Source organism: Microbacterium daqui (genome assembly GCF_050408675.1).
GTDB lineage: Bacteria > Actinomycetota > Actinomycetes > Actinomycetales > Microbacteriaceae > Microbacterium.
Genome location: NZ_JBNTKF010000014.1, coordinates 29,588 through 47,634, shown reverse-complemented (window position 1 = coordinate 47,634; position 18,047 = coordinate 29,588). Strand labels below are relative to the sequence as shown.

Genomic DNA, 18,047 nt, shown 5'->3' with positions numbered 1-18,047 from the left:
CGTCGAACTCCCTAATTACAGACCGATCGTTCAGTAATTAGGGTAGCGGGGTTGGGAGGCGAGGGGAAGAAGGGCTCCGGCATTCAGGCCTATTAGCTAGACGTCAGGGGTTTTATCGATCGTTGCGCCTGCGTAGGGTGAAGGTGTGAAAATCGCGATTGCGGGCGGAACCGGAGTTGTCGGGCGCCATGTCGAGCGGGTCGCTCGTGAAGCGGGTCACGAGACCCTCGTTCTCACACGCTCCCAAGGGGTTGATCTCGTCAGTGGTGAGGGGCTGAACCTTGCCGGGGTCGACGTCGTTATCGATGCCTCCGGGCCGTCGAAGGGCGAGCGCGGCAATGTCGTCGAGTTCTTTGAGCGGGTTTCGACGAACCTGCTCAAGGCAGAAGTAGACGCGGGCGTTCGGCATCACGTCGCGCTTTCCATCATCGGTGCGGCACAGGTCAATGCTGGCTACTACGCGGGCAAGCGTGCCCAAGAAGATGTGGTGACTGCCGGGGCGATTGCGTGGACGATTCTGCGCGCCACCCAGTTCTTTGAGTTCGCCGATCAGGTCTCGATGCCCTTCGGCCCGTGGGTGGTGACTCCAAAGGTGCGCTCGCAGCCGATCGCGGCGGCGTCAGTCGCCGCCGAACTCGTGCGGCTCGCCGAGGCGGCAACGCAAGACTCCTCGAATGATGCGCACGGTGTGCACGAGATCGCAGGCCCCGAGGAACGTCAGATTGCCCACCTCATGCGCGAGCTGCTCGCAGCGCGCGGCGACAAGCGTCGGGTGCTCGACCTGCCCCTGCCTGGCCGTTTCGGCAAGGGTCTTCGCGACGGCACGATCTTGCCGAGCTCATCAGCGAAACTCGACGACGTGACGTTCGAAGAGTGGCTTGCGGGGGCGCACGACGGGTTGAGTAAGTAGCCGGTGAGCTACTCGGGTGGAGCAGGTGGGGCGACGCTGAACATCCCAGCGTCACCGAGGCCTCGCCGCTGTCCAGAAATGACATGCCGTCCCTTTTGAGTTAGCGGCATCGTCCGGGCGGCACATCGTGATTCACGGTTCATATACCAGGATGAGAAGGGAGGCTCGGTGGGCCTCACCGAGCAGTCAGGAGCAACAGCCGTTGGTCAATCACGTCAACTTCATCTGGAACATTGCCGAGTCGCTGCGGGGCCCGTTCAAGCCGTCGGAATACGGGTCAGTAGTATTGCCGTTCACAGTACTCCGACGCCTGGATGCTGTGCTCGCGGAGACCAAGTCGAAGGTTCTGAACGTCGCGAAGGCCACGGAATCGATGCCCGACATGCTGCGGCACCTCCGTCTGACCGAGGCCGCGGGGCACCAGTTCTACAACACGAGCCCGTTCGACGTCGCGAAGCTCGTTGCCGACCCGCAGGATCTTCGGGCGAATCTTTCGGCCTACCTTGCCGGATTCTCAGAGAACGTGCGCGACATTTTCGAACGCTTTGAGTTCGACAAGATGCTCAACAAGCTGGCCGAGAAGAACAAACTCTATGCCGTGACCGAGAAGTTCGCGCAGGCGGACTTCCACCCGAAGGTTGTCAGTAACATTCAGATGGGCCAGGTGTTCGAGGAGCTCATTCGGTGGGCGAACGAGCGCTCGAATGAGACCGCGGGCGATCACTACACGCCGCGCGAGGTGATCGCGCTGATGGTGCAGCTGTTGTTCGCACTCGACGACGATGCGCTCTCGAAGTCGGGCGTGGTTCGCTCCATCTACGACCCGACTGCTGGTACCGGTGGCATGCTCTCCGTCGCTGATGAGTACCTGCGCAAGATGAACCCGGGGATTCAGCTCACCCTCTACGGGCAGGACTACAACGACGCCTCTTACGCGATCTGCAAGGCCGACATGGTCATCAAGGGCCAGGATGTCGACAACATCGCTCTGGGCGACACCCTCACCGAAGACGCTTTCGACGACAAGAAGTTCGACTACGGGCTTTCCAACCCACCCTTCGGCGTGGACTGGAAGGATCAGCGCACATACGTCGACGACGAGCACGCCAAGCTCGGCTTTAATGGGCGATTCGGCCCCGGCACGCCGGCGGTCAGTGATGGTGCCATGCTGTTTCTTCTGCACCTGGTGTCGAAGATGCGCAAGAAGGAAGAGGGCGGATCGCGCGTCGCGATTGTGTTGAATGGGTCGCCGCTGTTCTCGGGTGGCGCGGGCGGAGGCGAATCGAACATCCGCAAGTGGCTGCTCGACAACGACCTCGTCGAGGCGATCATCGGCTTGCCAAAGGACATGTTCTACAACACCGGCATCTCGACCTACGTCTGGGTGCTCAGCAACCGCAAGACTGACGAGCGCAGGGGCCGCGTGCAACTCATCGACGGCCGGGAGATGTTCACCAAGCTTCGCAAGGGGCTGGGATCGAAGCGCAATGAGCTTTCCGAGAAGGACATCGAGACCATCGTCGGCCTGTACGCCGGGCTCGAGGAGAGCGCGAACTCGAAGATCTTCCGCAATGAGGACTTCCTTTACCGCACGATCACGGTGGAACGCCCGCTGAAGCTCAACTGGCAGGCGACCCCCGAGCGTGTTGACGCCGTCTTTGCCACGAAGGCAGTACAAAAGCTGACTGAGGCGGATGCTTCCGCGCTGCGCGCGACGCTGAGCCGCCTGGCGCCCCCACCCTCTCCGGTCGTTGAGCGAGAGCCGCGAGACGAAACGCCGCACCCCATCTGGCGGAACCGCCCCAAGTTCCATAAGGCGCTGAAAGCCGCCGCGAAGGCGGAGGGGTTCTCTCTCGCTGCACCGCTACTGAAAGCGATCACCACCGAACTCGGCGAGCGGGATGACACGGCAGATGTGTGTTCCGACAGTATGGGCAACCCTGAACCTGACGCATCGCTCCGAGACACGGAGAACGTTCCGTGGGGCGAAGATGTGGACGAGTACGTCACCCGGGAGGTGCTGCCCTACGCGCCGGACGCCTGGATCGACCACGCCAAGACCAAGGAGGGCGCGGAGATTCTCTTCACCCGCCACTTCTACCAGTACGTGCCGCCGCGCCCGCTGCAGGAAATTGACCGAGACCTCGAAAAGGTCATGGACGAGCTCCGTGCGATGTTGACGGTGGTCGAAGCGTGACCGCGATCATCTGGCCCGGTGCGGCAGAGCTGCCCCAGCTGCCCTTCAAACGTCTGTTCACGCCAGTCAAGCGCGCGCCCACACAGGGCGCCCATATCGTTACTGCCTATACCGACGGCCAGGTCACATTGCGGTCCAACCGTGCCAAGGTTGGCTACCACGAGGCCGCTGATACCTCGACCTATATTGGGGTTCGTAAGGGGGACTTCGTAGTCCACGGCCTTGACATCATGCGTGGGTCGGTGGGAGTCTCCGACTCGGACGGAGTCATCTCTCCTGTTTGCACGGTCTGTCTCCCGACGCATCTGATTGAACCGCGATACGCCGCCTATGCGATGCGTTTGCAGGCAGCATCAGGCTTCCCGAAGGCGCTCGCGCGAGGAGTGCGTGAAGGTGGAGCTGACTTTCGCCGTTGGGATACGCTCGCGGAGCTGCCGTTGCCTGTCCCGCCCGTGGACCACCAGCGGGCGATTGCGGACTATCTCGACCGGGAGACGGCACAGATCGACGCGTTCATCGCGAAGAACGAGGAACTCATCGCCCTCCTCACCGAGCGCCGCTCTGCAACCATCACCGAGTTGATCTTGCGGGGCGTGGACCGCTCCGCCGTTCTTCGCGAAAGCGGAGTCGAAGGAATGGGTCGCATACCCATTCATTGGGGCGTCCAACCGATTGTGACATTGGCTCGAGTGCTAACAAGCACGATTGACAAGAAATCGTACCCCGGCGAGCAACCGGTGCGGCTGTGTAACTACACAGACGTCTACTACTCTGAATCCATAAACTCGGATGTCGGGTTCATGGCGGCCACTGCCACCCGCGAGCAGATCAAGAAGTTTTCGGTGCGCGAAGGAGACGTGCCGTTCACCAAGGACTCCGAGTCTTCGGACGATATTGGGATCTCATCTTATGTCTCCCGCGATCTCCCGGGGGTGGTTTACGGTTACCACCTCGGCATATACCGCCCCGCGGACATGAGGAGCGGCAAGTACATTAAGTACCTTCTCGACACCACATATGTTAAGGACTACTTTTTGCGCCGGACTCCCGGCGTGACGCGCGTTGGGCTTGCGCAGAGCGTAGTTCGCTACCTTCGGAGTCCAGTACCTCCTATGCATGAAACGCTGGCGATCGTGACCGAGATCGAACGCGTAACGGGAGCTCTCGACGTGGGCATTAATCTCGCCAGCGAAGCAATCAAGCTGTCTCGAGAGCGCCGTGCCGCGCTAATCTCGGCGACGGTGACAGGGAAGATCAACGTAAGGAAGGCGTCATGAGTGGGGTGACAGGGGCGCATCTGGAATCTGTTCTCGAGACGGAGATCGCCGAACATCTCGCCGTCAACGGATGGCTGTATTCGCCGTCCGATGCGGGGTACGACCGCGAGCTTGCGCTCTTCCCCGAAGACGTGTTCGGCTGGCTCGCCGACTCCCAGCCGATGGACTTCGCGAAGGTGGTGCGCTCCGACGACACGGAGGCCCAACGAGGGACGGCAGCGCGTAGTATCCTCACCCGCCTGGCGAAAGCCCTCGACAACGACCCCCTGAAGAACGGCGGAACCATCCGTATCCTCCATGAGGGATTCTCGATGGTGCCAATGCACGGTGGTGCGGTGAAGTTGCGGATGGCGCAGTTCCGACCAGCGACCTCGAACAACCCCGACACGCTCGCGGACTACGCGAAGATGCGCGTGCGGGTCATGCGGCAGGTGCACTACTCGGCGAAGCATCCGAACAAAGCACTCGATCTGGTGCTCTTCGTCAACGGCATCCCCGTCGCAACAGTCGAGCTGAAGACCGACTTCACCCAGCCGATCAACAACGCGGTCGAGCAGTACCGGTTCGACCGCAACCCGGCAGGTGAGCCGCTGTTCGCGTTCGCGAAGCGGTCGCTTGTGCACTTCGTCGTCTCGAACAACGAGGTGCGCATGACCACGAAGTTGGCGGGCGCGGGAACGCGCTTCCTCCCGTTCAATAAAGGTCATGACGAGGGTGCGGGCAATCCGCTGAACCCGACAGGGTCAGCATCCTCATACTTCTGGGAAGAGCTGCTCCAACGCGACGCGTGGCTGCAGGTGCTCGGATCATTCGTGCATCTCCAGGTCGAGGTCGACGTCGATCCCGATACGGGCAAGAAGACCCGCACCGAGAAGATTCTGTTCCCCCGCTACCACCAATGGCGTGCCGTCAACCGACTGGTGGAGGCGGCACGGTCGGAGGGAGCGGGCAACCGCTACCTGGTGCAGCACTCCGCAGGTTCGGGGAAAACGAACTCGATCGCATGGCTCGCGCACCGGCTGTCGCAACTGCACGACGAGCAGAACGAGAAGGTTTTCGACACTGTCGTCGTCGTCACCGACCGCACCGTGCTCGACAAACAACTGCAAGACGCGATCGGCCAGTTTGAGAAGCACGCCGGCGTCGTGCAGTCGATCACTCGCGAGAGCGGCGAGTCGAAATCGACCGAGCTCGCGGCCGCGCTGTCGGGCGGCAAGCAGATCGTGATCGTTACGATCCAAACGTTCGAGGCACTAATCACCGTCATCCAGTCAAAGCCGGAACTGCAGGGTCGCCGATTCGCCGTGATCGCCGATGAAGCACACTCCTCACAGACCGGCTCGACGGCCGGCGCGCTCACAAAGGTGCTCTCGCCGCAGGAACAGACGGCAGTGGCAGAAGGGGCCCCGATCGATTCAGAGGCCTATCTGCAATGGGCGATGGAGGTCACCGCCAACGCATCGAACATCTCGTACTTCGCGTTCACAGCGACGCCGAAGGCGAAGACGTTGGAGCTGTTTGGCAGGATTCCCGCGGGCGCGGAGAAGCCAGAGCCCTTCGACCTGTACTCGATGCAGCAGGCAATCGAAGAAAGCTTTATCCTCGACGTGCTACAGAACTACACGCCTTACAAGGTCGCTTGGCAGCTGCAACATCCGGGATCTGACTATGACGGGCCGGGTGAGGTCGACGAGTCAACAGCGGTGAAGGCGCTCGTGCAGTACGTACGGCTGCATTCGACGAACATCAGCCGTAAAGCGAAAATCGTCGTCGATCACTTCCGGGCTTTCGCGCAACCACTGCTGGACGGCAAAGCGAAAGCGATGGTAGTCACCGGCTCCCGCAAGGAGGCCGTCCGATGGAAGAAGTACCTCGACACGTACCTGTCCGACTCACACATCGAAGGCGTCAAGGCGCTCGTCGCGTTCTCAGGCACGGTCGAAGACCCTGAGGACCTCGGCGAGGGCTTGACGGAGAAGACCCAGAACCCGGGATTGTGGACCTCCGACCTCGCGGCAGCGTTCAAGCCATCGACGTACAACGTGATGATAGTCGCGGAGAAGTTCCAGACCGGATTCGACCAGCCACGGCTCGTCGCGATGTACGTGGATCGCAAACTTGGCGGAATTCAGGCCGTGCAGACGCTGTCGCGCCTCAATCGCACCTACCCGGGCAAGGACAAGACGTTCGTGCTCGACTTCGTAAACGAGCCGCTCGAGATCTTGGATGCCTTCAAGGGCTACTACCGCAAGGCGGCCCTGACGGCGACGACCGATCCGAACTTGATCTATGACCTGGTCACGAAGCTCGACGGCGCTGGCGTCTACACGATGGCTGAAGTCGAGCAGGCGTTCGATGCCGCCCTCGTCGGTGGCGTCAACGCGAACAGTGCGGTGAGTGCCGCGACCGCGCCGGCGGTCGATCGCTTCTCGAAGCGCTGGGTGAACGCGGTGCTCGACGGGGATACCGCGGAGCAAGACGAGCTCAAGCTGTTCAAGAGCGACGCCGGACAGTACGTGAAGTTCTACGACTTCATCTCGCAGGCGCGGAACCTCGAAGACACCGATCTACCTCGGCGGCACTACTTCCTGCGGCGCATTTTGCCGCAGCTGTCGACAGCGACCTACGAGGAGCCGGTCGACATCTCGAAAGTGCAACTCACCGAATACAGCATTGCGCCCGGTGAGGCCGTGAAACTCAACCTGGAGCAGGGGCCGGGGCTCGACCCGATCACTGCCATCGGTTCCGGAGCGATCCACGAGAAGCACCGAAGTGCCCTCGAGGAGATCATCGGCAAGCTCAACGAACGCTTCGGCGACAAGTACGGAATCGGTGCTGTCGACCTTACCGTCAACCACATCATGGGCAAGCTGGCCGTCGACTACGATCTCGCCCAACAAGCTGAAGTGAACACTCCGCAGCAGTTCGCGGAGTCGCCCGCGCTGCCGAAGGCGTTCGCGAAAGCCATCATCGAGGTGCGGGACGAGACCCCGTTGCTGGTAGACGACATGCTAAGCGACAGCGGCCTGTTCACTGCGCTGAGCAAGGCGCTGCCTGCGATGCTTTACGAGTTCTTGAAGGGCAAGAATTCATGACCATGGCCGCCGGGCACGACGGCCAGTCCGGCACCCCGCGCTCGACAGATGAAATCTGCGGCGTCCACCGGCATTGCTTGAACCACGAACACGACTTGTCTTTGATTTTGAGGGTGGGTAACACGTGATCAAGTTTGAGGACCACGGCAACCGCGTGGTCTTGGCGTACAGTCCTGATCAGAGCCCAGCGGATTGGCTCGATGCGAAACTGGATAAGGACGGTAGCCACCGCCTCGCCTTCACCTTCACCCTCCGGAAGCAGGATCTGCTACCGAAGGGTGATGAGGAGAAGGAGGACGGCTCAGACGTTCGTCGCTTCGTCATTGGCGTACGTGATGGCGAATACCGTCGGATTCGGGCGAACTCATTGGGGCTGAAACACGACGTATTGATCGACCGCGGCGTCCCCCTCACCCGGAGCATGTTCATCGCGCAGCAGAACATCTCGATCTTCTCGCGCATTGGAGAACTATCTGACGAAGAAATCACTATTGGTGGCGACCGGGAAGGAGCAATACCCACTGAAACGTTCTTCCAGCTGCTCAACGCTTTTCCGACGACAACGGAGATGCGTCACTATTCGCACTCGCGAGTCACCCGGATCCTAAAGGAACACATGGGAACGATGAGCGACGCGGAGGCGCAGCTCGAAGAGCATTTCGAGCGCCGCCGTTCTCGCACGAAAGCCCCCACAGTAATGAGTGAGAGACTCCCGGCGGCAAACCAACTCGAAATGGAGAAGTTTACTTTTGTCCGGGAGCGTATGGCAGAGATGCTTGATGACGCCGAGTCATACTCCGAGGCAGAGTGGCAGCGCACGGTCGCCGATCTCTTCCTCTTGGTCTTCCCGCAATACGTCGCGGTGCTGCAAAAAGTACGGGTTAGGGAGAACTACTCGCGGAATGGCGTCGGTAGCACACGGGAACTTGATCTCGTTCTGGTAGCGGCGAACGGAACCGTGGATGTCCTCGAAATCAAGAAGCCTTTCTCCAACGGCCTAATGTCAGCGCGTACATATCGTGACAATCACGTCCCTGTTCGGGAGCTCTCCGGCACAATCGTCCAAGTCGAGAAGTATCTTTTCTATCTCAATAAGTCGGGACCAGATGGAGAGCAGACGATCACAGCGAAGCATGCGACAGAGCTGCCGGACGGATTACACGTTCAGATCACCAACCCGAAGGCATATGTACTTTCAGGGCGGGACACTAATTTCACGGATCAACAAGCCTTCGACTTTGAGTTTGTCCGCAGGAAGTACTCAAATTTGGTCGACATCATCACGTACGATGACCTCCTCAGGCGGCTTGACAACATACTTCTCTCGTTGAGAATGCGGACGGACGGCGACGATACAACGGATGACGAGACGCGTGGCGAGCATCATGGCCTTCAGGAATTGCCTATCGCTTGAGCGAGATGCCCTCTATTTCCTTGATACAGATCGCCATGGGACCGAGCCGGGAAATTCGACGCGCGCGAAGGCCACCGTGCGGTTTCAGGCATTCACGTTGCAGCAGCTTCGTGAGCCTCCATGCGACACCTCACGTAACTGGTTCCCTGCCGCTCTTGCTCGGCTGGATTTGCCGCCAAGTCGTAAGTTACCGTTTCGGCGGGAGATCCTTTATGTCGCCGTGAACTGTCCAGATCCGGCTCAGAACCATCAAGACGTTCAGCATGACGTAACTCGCAAGCCCGACGAGTATTCCAACCCAGTATTGCTCGATGGGAGACTGCGGCGCTTGTGCGGCGGTCGCGGAAGCCATCACGACTACCAACGTGAGCGCGCTGATTGCGGTCCAGGCCGCATTCGCCATTAACTCATCGACAGAGCGCGCTAGTCGCTCCTCGGGGCGGATCCGTTCGTCACGGCGAATCTTCACACTGAAATTGAAGACATTCACCAGCAGGGCCACGAGAAGACCGGCGAATACGGACGCACCGGTCAATAGCCCAGCGACGTTAAAGACCGGCGGCGCGAAAAGCCAAGCGGCGAAACCCAGAGCCAATGGCAAGATGACAAACGTACACACGTCCGCCACTCTCACACCGATGCTGTAACCACTAAAGGTCGCAACCTGAGCTCGGGCCAGCTCCAGAAGATTTATCTTTCGGCTCATGATGCTCAACCATCAATATCGAGACGAGACATTAGGTCACCGATGATGCCGCGGGCAACCTCATAAAAGCGCTGATCCAAGGGGCGTTCCACACTTCCCGGGTCGATCTCCCAAGTAAAGCGCGGCCATTCGACACCGATTGCGATCGTGCGTCGGCGCCCATCTTTCTGCACCACGATTCGCGTCTCGTCAACATCGGCATCGTCGACCGGAACGCTCAATACGTCTGAGGCTGGAAGCGAGCCATCTGCACGCAATCGGTTAAGCCAGCTTTGCGGCAGGGCCTCCCCGCGGCGCCCGGGACGTACATCATAGTATTCGGTGGTTGGCCGTCCAGCACGGTTACCCTGGGCGGGCCGGTGCGCAATGAAGGTGAGCTCCCGTAGTGAGGAACCGTCGAGGAACTCGTTCCACGCTGCTGCATCCTCAACGTAGTCGACCTCGATCCGATACCCGGGGTGACGTTCCTGGAACCACTTCTTAAGATCAGGTGAGAGGACGCCCATAACGCTAGATCGCCCGACCACTTCGTGCGCAATGAATGCGCGCGTGCCTGTTGCGGGCGAGCGCACGACCCAACGCAGGGGGTCACTCGGCACCTCATCAGTTTCGATATCGCTCACATGATCGCCGCTCCTCGCATCTCTAACTCTGCGCCGAGTACCGAAGTGTCCGTAGTCGAGTTCGCACCGATGCTCCCGCAGATCGTCGTCCTGGCTCTTTCGCTCAACCGTGAAGTATCTCTCACGCGAGCGAACTCCCCGGCTGCGCACGACGTGCTCAAGGTATGAATCCCATTCAGTGAAGAAGTCAGCCTGAGCTGGCCCGAAATTTGATGGGTGAACTTCTTGCGCCGACTGGTTATGAATGATTCGGACGTCTACGAGTCCTACGGTGTGGAGTGGCATCGGTTTCCTTCAGATCGATTCATGAACCTTCGAGCGTTGCCTGCAGCTCCGCGCACCTCGACAGTATCCCCACGGTCGGACATCCGGTCCTTTCGCAGGTGCTAGGTGCCTTCTCGCGACGGGCGAGCCCCTACGTTTTGGAATCGTGATCGGGTATCGCTTCAGTGCGAGCTCGCTCAATGCGCTCGATAGTGCTTACCTTCCGGCTTCTATCGACCCGCATGCGATCGGCGACGGGCGGGAGGTTGCCCAGGAGTTCATCCGCGCTAGCTTCGCGCCAGCGACGGATCCTGGTTCGCAGCTGATTCGTATGCAGTCATCATGGTTCCGATCTCTACTCGCCGCGGACAATGCGGGCGACGGCGTCGCGCAGGAAGCGCTTGGGGTCGTAGTCGGGAAGCGTGTTGCGAATGCCGGCCCAGGCCTCGTCCAGCGCAACCCCGAGGTTCCGCGCGCTGTACAGCGCAGCAACCGCAGACCTGCGGCTGCGCGCCTCCGCGCAGTGCACGAACACCGTCTTGTCTTCGGCACGCAGCGCGGCGATCATGTCGGCGGCCTCGGCGAGCGTGAAGTCAAGATTCGCGTTGCGGTCAGGCTGATCAACGAGCCACACCTGAATGCTCTCGACGCGCGCAGGCACCTGCTCCGCGCCCACCCGACAGAGCGAAACCACCGCATCCACCTCGATCGGCAGGGCGTCGAGCGTCGCGACCGAACCCAGCAGCACGCCCGGGTCGACCGGGTGTTGCTCGAGGGTTCCGGGGCGCCGAACACCAGGCTGCGCCATCTTCTCGAGGGGCCAGCCGGAACCATCGGTGCGGCCATTGCGCGCGGCAAGTGCGGCTTGGCGCACGAGGTCGTCGGCGTTGTAGCCGGGCCACCCGTGAATCTTGCGCTTCCAGCTCAGCGGCACCGCGGTTCCACCCCACAACGCGCCAGCAAGCGAGCCCGCGATCGCCGCGACCGTGTCAGTGTCGTTGCCGCCGCGGATGGCGCGCTCGATCGCATCGACCAGCGACGTTGCCCCGGTGATTGCCGCGAGCGCACCCTGAAACGCCCGAACAACCCAGCCGTTTTGCGCGCTGAAGTAGCGGGGGTGCGCGCCCGGCGCGAGCGCTTCGTCGACGATCTCAGCCCAGCGCGCCGCGTCGTCAGCGGGCAGGAGGTCGAGGCCGCGCGCGATGTCGAACTCGCCAGTGAGGATGGCGTGGCGAATCGCGACCGTCCACAGGATGCAGGCGGAGGCGTTGTCGGCCTCCCAGTGCGTGAGTTCGGAGACGGCGCGGGCGGCGCTCGCCGACTCTTCGCGCGGTGCGTTGAGGTAACCGAGCGCGAGCGGGCCGGTGCGCATGAGGGAGCCGTTGCCACCGCTTCGTCCGTTGCTGTCGTGCTGCGCGCGCGATGCCTGGCGCACGTCGGCCTCGGTGAATGACTGCGGAATGCGCGAGAGCACCGAACGGGTCTGGGCGCCGACGTCTTTGGCGGTGCGCGACCAGTCGATCCAGCGTGCGACGACCTCTTCACGGGTGTGCGCGTCGTTGAGGTCGGCGCCGGCGGCGAGCGCGTCGAGAATCGGAATCGCCATGCTGGTGTCGTCGGTGTACTCACCCGGGGCGTGGCCGAAGATGCCGCGGCCGAACACCGGGGTGAAGTCGTCGGCGAGCTCGGGGCCGAACTCGTACTGCGAGCCGAGAGCGTCTGCGGAGGCCGATGCGAGCACGGCGCCGACGGTCCGGTCAAGCTGAATGCTGGTGAGGTTCATGGCGACTCCCTGGTTTAAATCAGTTCTGCGTTAATTGGAGTATGCACCATGGTTCCGACATTACGCAAATGTGCGTAAAGTGGATGGCGTGACGAGTTCGCTTGATGGATTCCCCCGCCCGGCCGTGGCCGTTGATACGGCTGTACTCACTGTGGCGGATGGCAGGCTTTCGGTTCTCCTCCTTCCCGCGTCTGACACGTTTGCGAAGCGACTGCCGGGAACGTTTCTTCACGAGGGCGAGACGCTCGAAGAGGCGGTGCTGCGATCGCTGAGCTCGAAGGCTGGCGTGCGCGGACTACAACCGCAGCAGGTGAAGGTGTTTGACGACGTCAACCGGGACAGCCGGACACGCGTGCTGAGCGTGGCGTTCGTTGACGTGGTGCGGTCGTCGGCGCTGCCCGCTGATGCGCTGGTGGAGCCGGTTGATTCGGTCAGCGGGTTGGCGTTTGACCACGATCAGATCGTGGCGTTTGCGGCTGAGATTGTGCGGGAGTCGTATGTGTCGGCACCCGACCCGCGGGGGTTGCTAGCGGAACCATTCACACTGCGGGAGCTGCGTGAGGTTCACGAGGCCGTGAGTGGCGAGCGGATTCTGCCCGATACGTTTCGACGGACGATGCTGCCGGGGTTGGAAGCTACCGGGCAGTTCTCTAGTGAGGGGCGCGGTAGACCGGCGGAGATGTACCGGCGGGTGGGGTAATCGCTCGTAGCTCACGGAGAAGCCGGCGATATTTGCCGCATTCCTGCGATGGTGGACCGTCGCAGTCAGACTCTCTCAACGTCGCCACAAGCGTGGGCTAAAAATACGCCTGTCAGCATGTCGGACCTGGTCGATATCGTCGAGGGCATGATCGAGATTCAGGTTGCCTATCGCGCCAATGCCGCGACTCCGCCTTCGTTGGCGACCATCAGAGCGCGCCCTGAAGCGATCTTCGTGCAAGAATTCTGCCTTTTGACCCAGAGACCATGGGAGAAGAAGAACACCTATGTGTTCCTGGCCGTCAAAGGGGATCAGGGTGGATCTGGGTCGTGGCGAATTGATACCGATCTTACGGTCAGCCAACTCCACGCCTTTGCCGCAGGCGAACGTCTCCTGATCGATACGGGCGGGCGTGGTGGCGGCCCGATTCCATTGGTATCCGAACTGTTGGAAGCATCTCTCCAAGTTGCCGGAGTGAGCACTCTTGTAGGCTTGGGGGCCAAAGCTATGAGCGGGGTGGTAAACGCACCGAAACGTCAGGCTGTGCGTGACTGGATGGCCGACGAGGGCGGGACTGATAACCCGCCGGGGTTAACACTGCAACGACAATTGCGCCGACAACGAAGCCACTTTCTTGGCGACATCGAGCGCCAGTATGGTGTGGACGCAGAGGTCGCCGCCAAATTGCTGCGAGGTACAGGGTTTCGGAAACTCCCCGATGACCCTTACGGCTACCCCGAAAGCTGGCGACGAATAGAAACCTGGCCCAGAACCCATTTCCGCGCGCTCCGGAGTGCAGACGTAGAACTCCTCGAGCTCGCAACGCTGGGGAACATGAATTGGTGTGGCGATCGCCTCACGATTGAAGCGATCCGCTCGAGACCGGAGTATTCGCACTATACGTACATCGTGCCGGAGCGTGGGGACTTTGGAGTGGTCGCCGAGATCGGCGGTGAAGCGGTTGGGGTTGCGTGGGCGGTGTTCTTGCCCACCTCGGACGCCGGGTACGGGTTCGTTGACGAAACCACGCCCGAATTGAGCCTTTGGGTCGCGGCCGAGCAACGTGGGATCGGGCTTGGGCGAGACCTGCTGCGAGCGCTAATCGACGAAGCGAAGGAGCGCGGACTCAAGCAGATCAGCTTGTCGGTTGAAGCCGACAACTATGCCAAGGTGCTCTACCGCTGCGAAGGGTTCCGAGATGTGCCGGGCGGCGAAGCTGACGGGGTCATGATTCGCACGCTCCTGACAGACTGAGGTCACTGCTAGGTACGCGGTCGGTCTACTTCAGGCGGTCGAAGCGTTTCGTCTCGGGCGCTACGCGTCCTCGCTCAACGGGCGAAAATGGTTCCGCTCTATGTGATCGGCGTATGCCTGGCGGAGGTCCCACCGGTTCGCGGGGGTGCCGGACGCGAGCTGGTTATAGAGCCACGTCGCATCCATCTGCGTGAAATAGCGGTAGAAGATCTCGACTGGCCCGTGCTCGAGCTTTCGATCGGGCACGAGTAGCTTCACGCCCTCACCCGTCGACCACACGGCCGCCACCTCGCCGTCGACCAGTGCAACCCAAACCCAGTCGGGCCCGCCGACGGTGATCGAATACTTCGCGATCGCAGCGCTCACGAGAATGCCGGCCGGTGCCTCTTTCGCGACGCGCTTCGGCATGGAGTCGCCCATCGCCACATCGTCGCGGTCAAGATGCAGCGTTATGCGTCCCCAAGCCATGGGGTGAGTTTATTGCGATGAGCGGTCAGTCAGAGGGCCGTGGGCGGCACGTTTCGTCTCGCTACGCTCGCTCAACGGGCGGTTTTGTGGGCGCGCGACTCCGGTCGTCGAGCGAGGACGCGAAGCGACCGAGTCGAAACGCACCGAAGACGCAAGGGGTGGGCGGTGCGTTTCGTCTCGCTCCGCTCGCTCAACGGGCGGGGGACGAGTGACATACCCACCACCGTCCGCCAGACTGGGCGGGTGAGTTCATTAGCCGAGGCCGTACTCCCGCTGATCCGCACGCGTGCCGATCTCTCGAGCTGGCGTGAGGCGAATCATCATGGCCACCAAATGCGCGAAGCGGTTCGCATTCTGGAGCGCGCCCTCTGGCACACAGACCCAGCTGAGGCATACGCCGTCGCACACAAGGCCGTGGCTTCCGCCATGACCGTCGTCCTCCGCGCCGACGACTCCAGCGGCATCATCGGCGACGCCTGCCGAGACCTCCTGGAACTACACCCGAAGTTTGCCGCCCGAGCCCAGGTTCCGCCGGCGAAGCTCATCGCGTGGATGATGAAGTTTCAATTCGACTCCGAAGTCGGCTTCTTCGAGCTCGACCCCGCAGCCTACGCGCCCGCGCTCGGCGAGAAGGGGCTCGCCTCCTACCGCGCCAGACTCGACGACATGCGCCACCAGCTTTCCCCCAAACCCGAGGTTCCGTTCGCCGACGACCCTGACTATGGCCCCCGCTTCACACTCGAGTGGAACGACCAGCGCCTCGCAGTGTTCGACCGCGACATCGACGAAATCATTCGCACACACGCCCGCGACCGCAAAGCCGCGCGATGGTTCCACGACACGGCGAAAGCCCTCGAAGAGATTGGCGAATACGACCTCGCCATCGACTGGGCGAAGCGGGCAGTCGATTTTGACGACGGTATGCAGGCGTTCGAGGCCGCCGAGTATTGGTGCACGCTCGTGAAGCTTCACCGCCACCCCGAGTACGCCGCCGCCCGCGAGCACGTGTTTTGGCGCTGGCCGCTCGCGGCGACGGCGACGGCACTGCGCAAAGTGAACAAGTCGCGGTGGGCGGCCTACGACGAGAAGGTCATGGCAGCACTGTCTGCCAAGCCCGCCGAGGCCGTCGCCTTCGCGATCATGCCGTTGAATGACCCGCAACGCGCGTGGCAGCTCGCGCACGATCTCAAGCTCGACGATCCGCTGGTGTGGAACGACCTCGCTCGCGCCTACGTGAGCGTTGACAAGCTCGCGACCCTACCCGTGCACGAGCGCCTCGTCAGGCTTGACCTGGAAAGCACAGGCGCCGAGTTCTATGGTTCTGCGGCGCATCGCTTGGAGCGCATGCGCTTGATAGCGAGCGGAACCAGTGAAGCGGCGCGCGTAGACGCGCTGATTTTGGAGCTACGGGAGGAGCACCGCCGCCGGCCGCGCCTGCAAAAGGAGTTCGACCGCTTTCGGCTGCCGCGTGCGCAAGGGTGACTATTCCAACGGGCGGGGGTTTTGCCTATTGGAATAATTCCTATAAGCGAATATCCTGCTTATAGGAATAATCGGGCGAGGAGCCGCCATGAACGCGACCAGCGACGGGTTGCGAAACTTACGCGCATCAGGGGCGCGAATCGTCGTTGACGGTGCAAGTCGCGTCTTCATCGGTGACGAACCGTTTACGCTGCCCAAGCTACGCGCGGCACCAACTCGATCAGACGTTGAGCGCTTCCTCGCGGCAGGAACGCGTGTGCTCGTCATCCCGCAAAGTCTCACACCGAGTTTGCGCAACCTGGCCTTGGAGGATGCCCGCGTGGCGGTTGCCGCACCCGACGTTGTGATCTTCAACCGCACCGCCACCAACCTCACGGCGCCCTCCACGCCCACTCCCACCGGCAAACGTGGGCCGGCACCATACGCACGCCTCGCGATTGCGCGGGCGCTACTTGCAACACGAACGCAGTCACTTACGCAGGCACAGCTCGCCATTCACGCGGGTGTCAGCCAAGGGGCTGTCGCGAAGGCGCTGCAGTCCACGTGGTTCCGAGACGATCTCCTCCAAAGCCGGGCTGCCATATCCGTCAAGCCCGCCGCGCGGGGTGAACTCTTCGATCGAGTCCTTGACGAGTACCCCGGCCCCGGCGGAATCACCACCTACTGGTGGAAGGAAGCCCCCGCCACGCAACAGGTTCGAGAGGTGACCGCCGAGTTCGCCTCTGCGCGTTACTCCGGCGACGTATTTGCCGATCAAGTCACCGCTTGGCGCAAGCCTGAACATGCCGTGATCTACTCCACCCAACCCATGGACGTTCGGCCCCTTGGTTACGCAACAGCTGAGGCCAACGACTACACGCTCATGCTGATCCACCCCAAAGACCCGACCATTGAGAGCACCGCACGAGCATGGTTCCGCCCTCACGCAGTCGACCCCATAATCGCTGCATACGACGTACGTATAACGAGCACGACGGGTGATGAACATGAGGCCATCAACGCATTGCGCGAGTACGTCATAAAGGGCATGAATTGACGCAATACACAGCGCACCTGATTGCGACATCCAACGCCGACGACGCGGCATTTGAAGCGCTCGTCGATCTATCCGAGATCATCGCTGACGAAGAAGGTGCTGTCATCATTGGCGGTCACATGGTTGAGCTCATCACTGCAGCTTTTCCGGCTCCAGGACTCGTATCCCGGCGAACTCAAGACGCTGACGCGGGCATCCCTACCGCTCTGGCGTCGTCCGGCCAGATGCATGCTGCGCTATTGGCCAGAGGTTACTCCGCAGCGGAGGGCAACAGGTACGTCAAAGGTGACCATGCTCCGCAGCCCACGATTGACTTACTGGTACCAACGACGCGTGCTCGATTTGGTCAGGTCGTTCTGGGCGGACGAGGCTTCAATGAAATGCCCGGGCTCGGCGTTGGCGCGAGCCCGACATTCACCGTCCGCGCTGAGCTCACGCTCCAATACGGAACCACGACTGTCGCCATCGCAAAGGTGCCTCACCTCGAAGGCGCGGTCATTCTAAAGTCAATTGCGTGGCGCGATCGCCACCATAATCAGAGCAAAGACGGCGTCGACCTAGGCAACCTCTTTGCGGTTCTCCAGCACCACAGGGAGAGTGAAATCGCGGAGACCTGGCAGCTCAGAAAACCCGGCCTCATCGGGTTTCGGCGCGACGCGGCGGCCATATTGCACGACCTTGCCGACCTGTGGGACGCCCGGCCTCCAGGGGGCGCCGTGGATTCCCGGGCTCTCGTTTCGCGCATCCGCACATGGGTGACCGACCCGCGATAGGTCGACGGTGGCCCCAATCGGCTTCGCCTCCGGGCGGTCAGCGGTCAGCCGGAGGGCCGGGGCGG

At 61.6% G+C, this 18,047-nt stretch carries 14 protein-coding genes; 10 read left to right on the top strand and 4 right to left on the bottom strand.

The features are described 5' to 3' along the window. Positions 1-145: 145 nt before the first annotated feature. From ACQUSY_RS09545 to ACQUSY_RS09525, 5 genes are all read left to right on the top strand, one after another. Positions 146-910, top strand: a complete 765-nt coding sequence (locus ACQUSY_RS09545; protein WP_428904249.1) for an SDR family oxidoreductase — start codon at positions 146-148, stop codon at positions 908-910. A 202-nt stretch (positions 911-1,112) separates the two neighbouring features. Beyond that, complete coding sequence (locus ACQUSY_RS09540) at positions 1,113-3,107, top strand: type I restriction-modification system subunit M (RefSeq protein WP_428904248.1); 1,995 nt, start codon at positions 1,113-1,115, stop codon at positions 3,105-3,107. Further along, positions 3,104-4,384: a restriction endonuclease subunit S gene (locus ACQUSY_RS09535; protein ID WP_428904247.1), complete on the top strand. Its 1,281-nt coding sequence runs from the start codon at positions 3,104-3,106 to the stop codon at positions 4,382-4,384. Before ACQUSY_RS09540 ends, ACQUSY_RS09535 begins: the two co-directional genes overlap by 4 nt. Then, entirely contained in the window at positions 4,381-7,479 is a 3,099-nt protein-coding gene (locus tag ACQUSY_RS09530; RefSeq protein ID WP_428904246.1) for a type I restriction endonuclease subunit R, read from the top strand. The genes ACQUSY_RS09535 and ACQUSY_RS09530 overlap by 4 nt, the downstream gene beginning before the upstream one ends. Before the next feature lie 124 nt (positions 7,480-7,603). Continuing rightward, complete coding sequence (locus ACQUSY_RS09525) at positions 7,604-8,893, top strand: Shedu immune nuclease family protein (protein ID WP_428904245.1); 1,290 nt, start codon at positions 7,604-7,606, stop codon at positions 8,891-8,893. Between the two features lie 187 nt (positions 8,894-9,080). Here ACQUSY_RS09525 and ACQUSY_RS09520 read toward each other — a convergent pair whose 3' ends face one another. From ACQUSY_RS09520 to ACQUSY_RS09510, 3 genes are all read right to left on the bottom strand, one after another. Then, positions 9,081-9,599 (bottom strand): hypothetical protein, encoded by a 519-nt coding sequence (locus ACQUSY_RS09520; protein WP_428904244.1) that lies wholly within the window; start codon positions 9,597-9,599, stop codon positions 9,081-9,083. A gap of 5 nt (positions 9,600-9,604) precedes the next feature. After that, positions 9,605-10,222: a hypothetical protein gene (locus ACQUSY_RS09515; RefSeq protein WP_428904243.1), complete on the bottom strand. Its 618-nt coding sequence runs from the start codon at positions 10,220-10,222 to the stop codon at positions 9,605-9,607. Positions 10,223-10,841: 619 nt separating this feature from the next. Beyond that, on the bottom strand, positions 10,842-12,269 hold the full coding sequence (locus tag ACQUSY_RS09510; protein WP_428904242.1) for an ADP-ribosylglycohydrolase family protein: 1,428 nt from the start codon (positions 12,267-12,269) through the stop codon (positions 10,842-10,844). A gap of 88 nt (positions 12,270-12,357) precedes the next feature. Between ACQUSY_RS09510 and ACQUSY_RS09505 the strand changes: the two genes are divergently transcribed. Together ACQUSY_RS09505 and ACQUSY_RS09500 are read left to right on the top strand one after the other, a co-directional pair. Further along, positions 12,358-12,969: an NUDIX hydrolase gene (locus ACQUSY_RS09505; protein WP_428904241.1), complete on the top strand. Its 612-nt coding sequence runs from the start codon at positions 12,358-12,360 to the stop codon at positions 12,967-12,969. A 117-nt stretch (positions 12,970-13,086) separates the two neighbouring features. Then, positions 13,087-14,223: a GNAT family N-acetyltransferase gene (locus tag ACQUSY_RS09500; RefSeq protein ID WP_428904240.1), complete on the top strand. Its 1,137-nt coding sequence runs from the start codon at positions 13,087-13,089 to the stop codon at positions 14,221-14,223. A 60-nt stretch (positions 14,224-14,283) separates the two neighbouring features. Here the strand turns inward: ACQUSY_RS09500 and ACQUSY_RS09495 are convergent, their stop codons facing one another. Further along, positions 14,284-14,691 (bottom strand): hypothetical protein, encoded by a 408-nt coding sequence (locus ACQUSY_RS09495; protein ID WP_428904239.1) that lies wholly within the window; start codon positions 14,689-14,691, stop codon positions 14,284-14,286. 243 nt (positions 14,692-14,934) lie between these two features. Between ACQUSY_RS09495 and ACQUSY_RS09490 the strand changes: the two genes are divergently transcribed. From ACQUSY_RS09490 to ACQUSY_RS09480, 3 genes are all read left to right on the top strand, one after another. Continuing rightward, positions 14,935-16,173, top strand: a complete 1,239-nt coding sequence (locus tag ACQUSY_RS09490) for a DUF6880 family protein (RefSeq protein ID WP_428904238.1) — start codon at positions 14,935-14,937, stop codon at positions 16,171-16,173. Positions 16,174-16,261: 88 nt separating this feature from the next. Next, positions 16,262-17,209 (top strand): hypothetical protein, encoded by a 948-nt coding sequence (locus ACQUSY_RS09485; RefSeq protein WP_428904237.1) that lies wholly within the window; start codon positions 16,262-16,264, stop codon positions 17,207-17,209. Continuing rightward, positions 17,206-17,982 (top strand): hypothetical protein, encoded by a 777-nt coding sequence (locus ACQUSY_RS09480; protein ID WP_428904236.1) that lies wholly within the window; start codon positions 17,206-17,208, stop codon positions 17,980-17,982. The genes ACQUSY_RS09485 and ACQUSY_RS09480 overlap by 4 nt, the downstream gene beginning before the upstream one ends. Positions 17,983-18,047: the final 65 nt, after the last annotated feature.

Bases quoted from the DNA above. Each gene is read 5' to 3' on its own strand.
- ACQUSY_RS09530 (WP_428904246.1), top strand. From the start codon at position 4,381: ATGAGTGGGGTGACAGGGGCGCATCTGGAATCTGTTCTCGAGACGGAG.
- ACQUSY_RS09520 (WP_428904244.1), bottom strand. From the start codon at position 9,599: ATGAGCCGAAAGATAAATCTTCTGGAGCTGGCCCGAGCTCAGGTTGCG.
- ACQUSY_RS09510 (WP_428904242.1), bottom strand. From the start codon at position 12,269: ATGAACCTCACCAGCATTCAGCTTGACCGGACCGTCGGCGCCGTGCTC.
- ACQUSY_RS09500 (WP_428904240.1), top strand. From the start codon at position 13,087: ATGTCGGACCTGGTCGATATCGTCGAGGGCATGATCGAGATTCAGGTT.
- ACQUSY_RS09495 (WP_428904239.1), bottom strand. From the start codon at position 14,691: ATGGCTTGGGGACGCATAACGCTGCATCTTGACCGCGACGATGTGGCG.
- ACQUSY_RS09485 (WP_428904237.1), top strand. From the start codon at position 16,262: ATGAACGCGACCAGCGACGGGTTGCGAAACTTACGCGCATCAGGGGCG.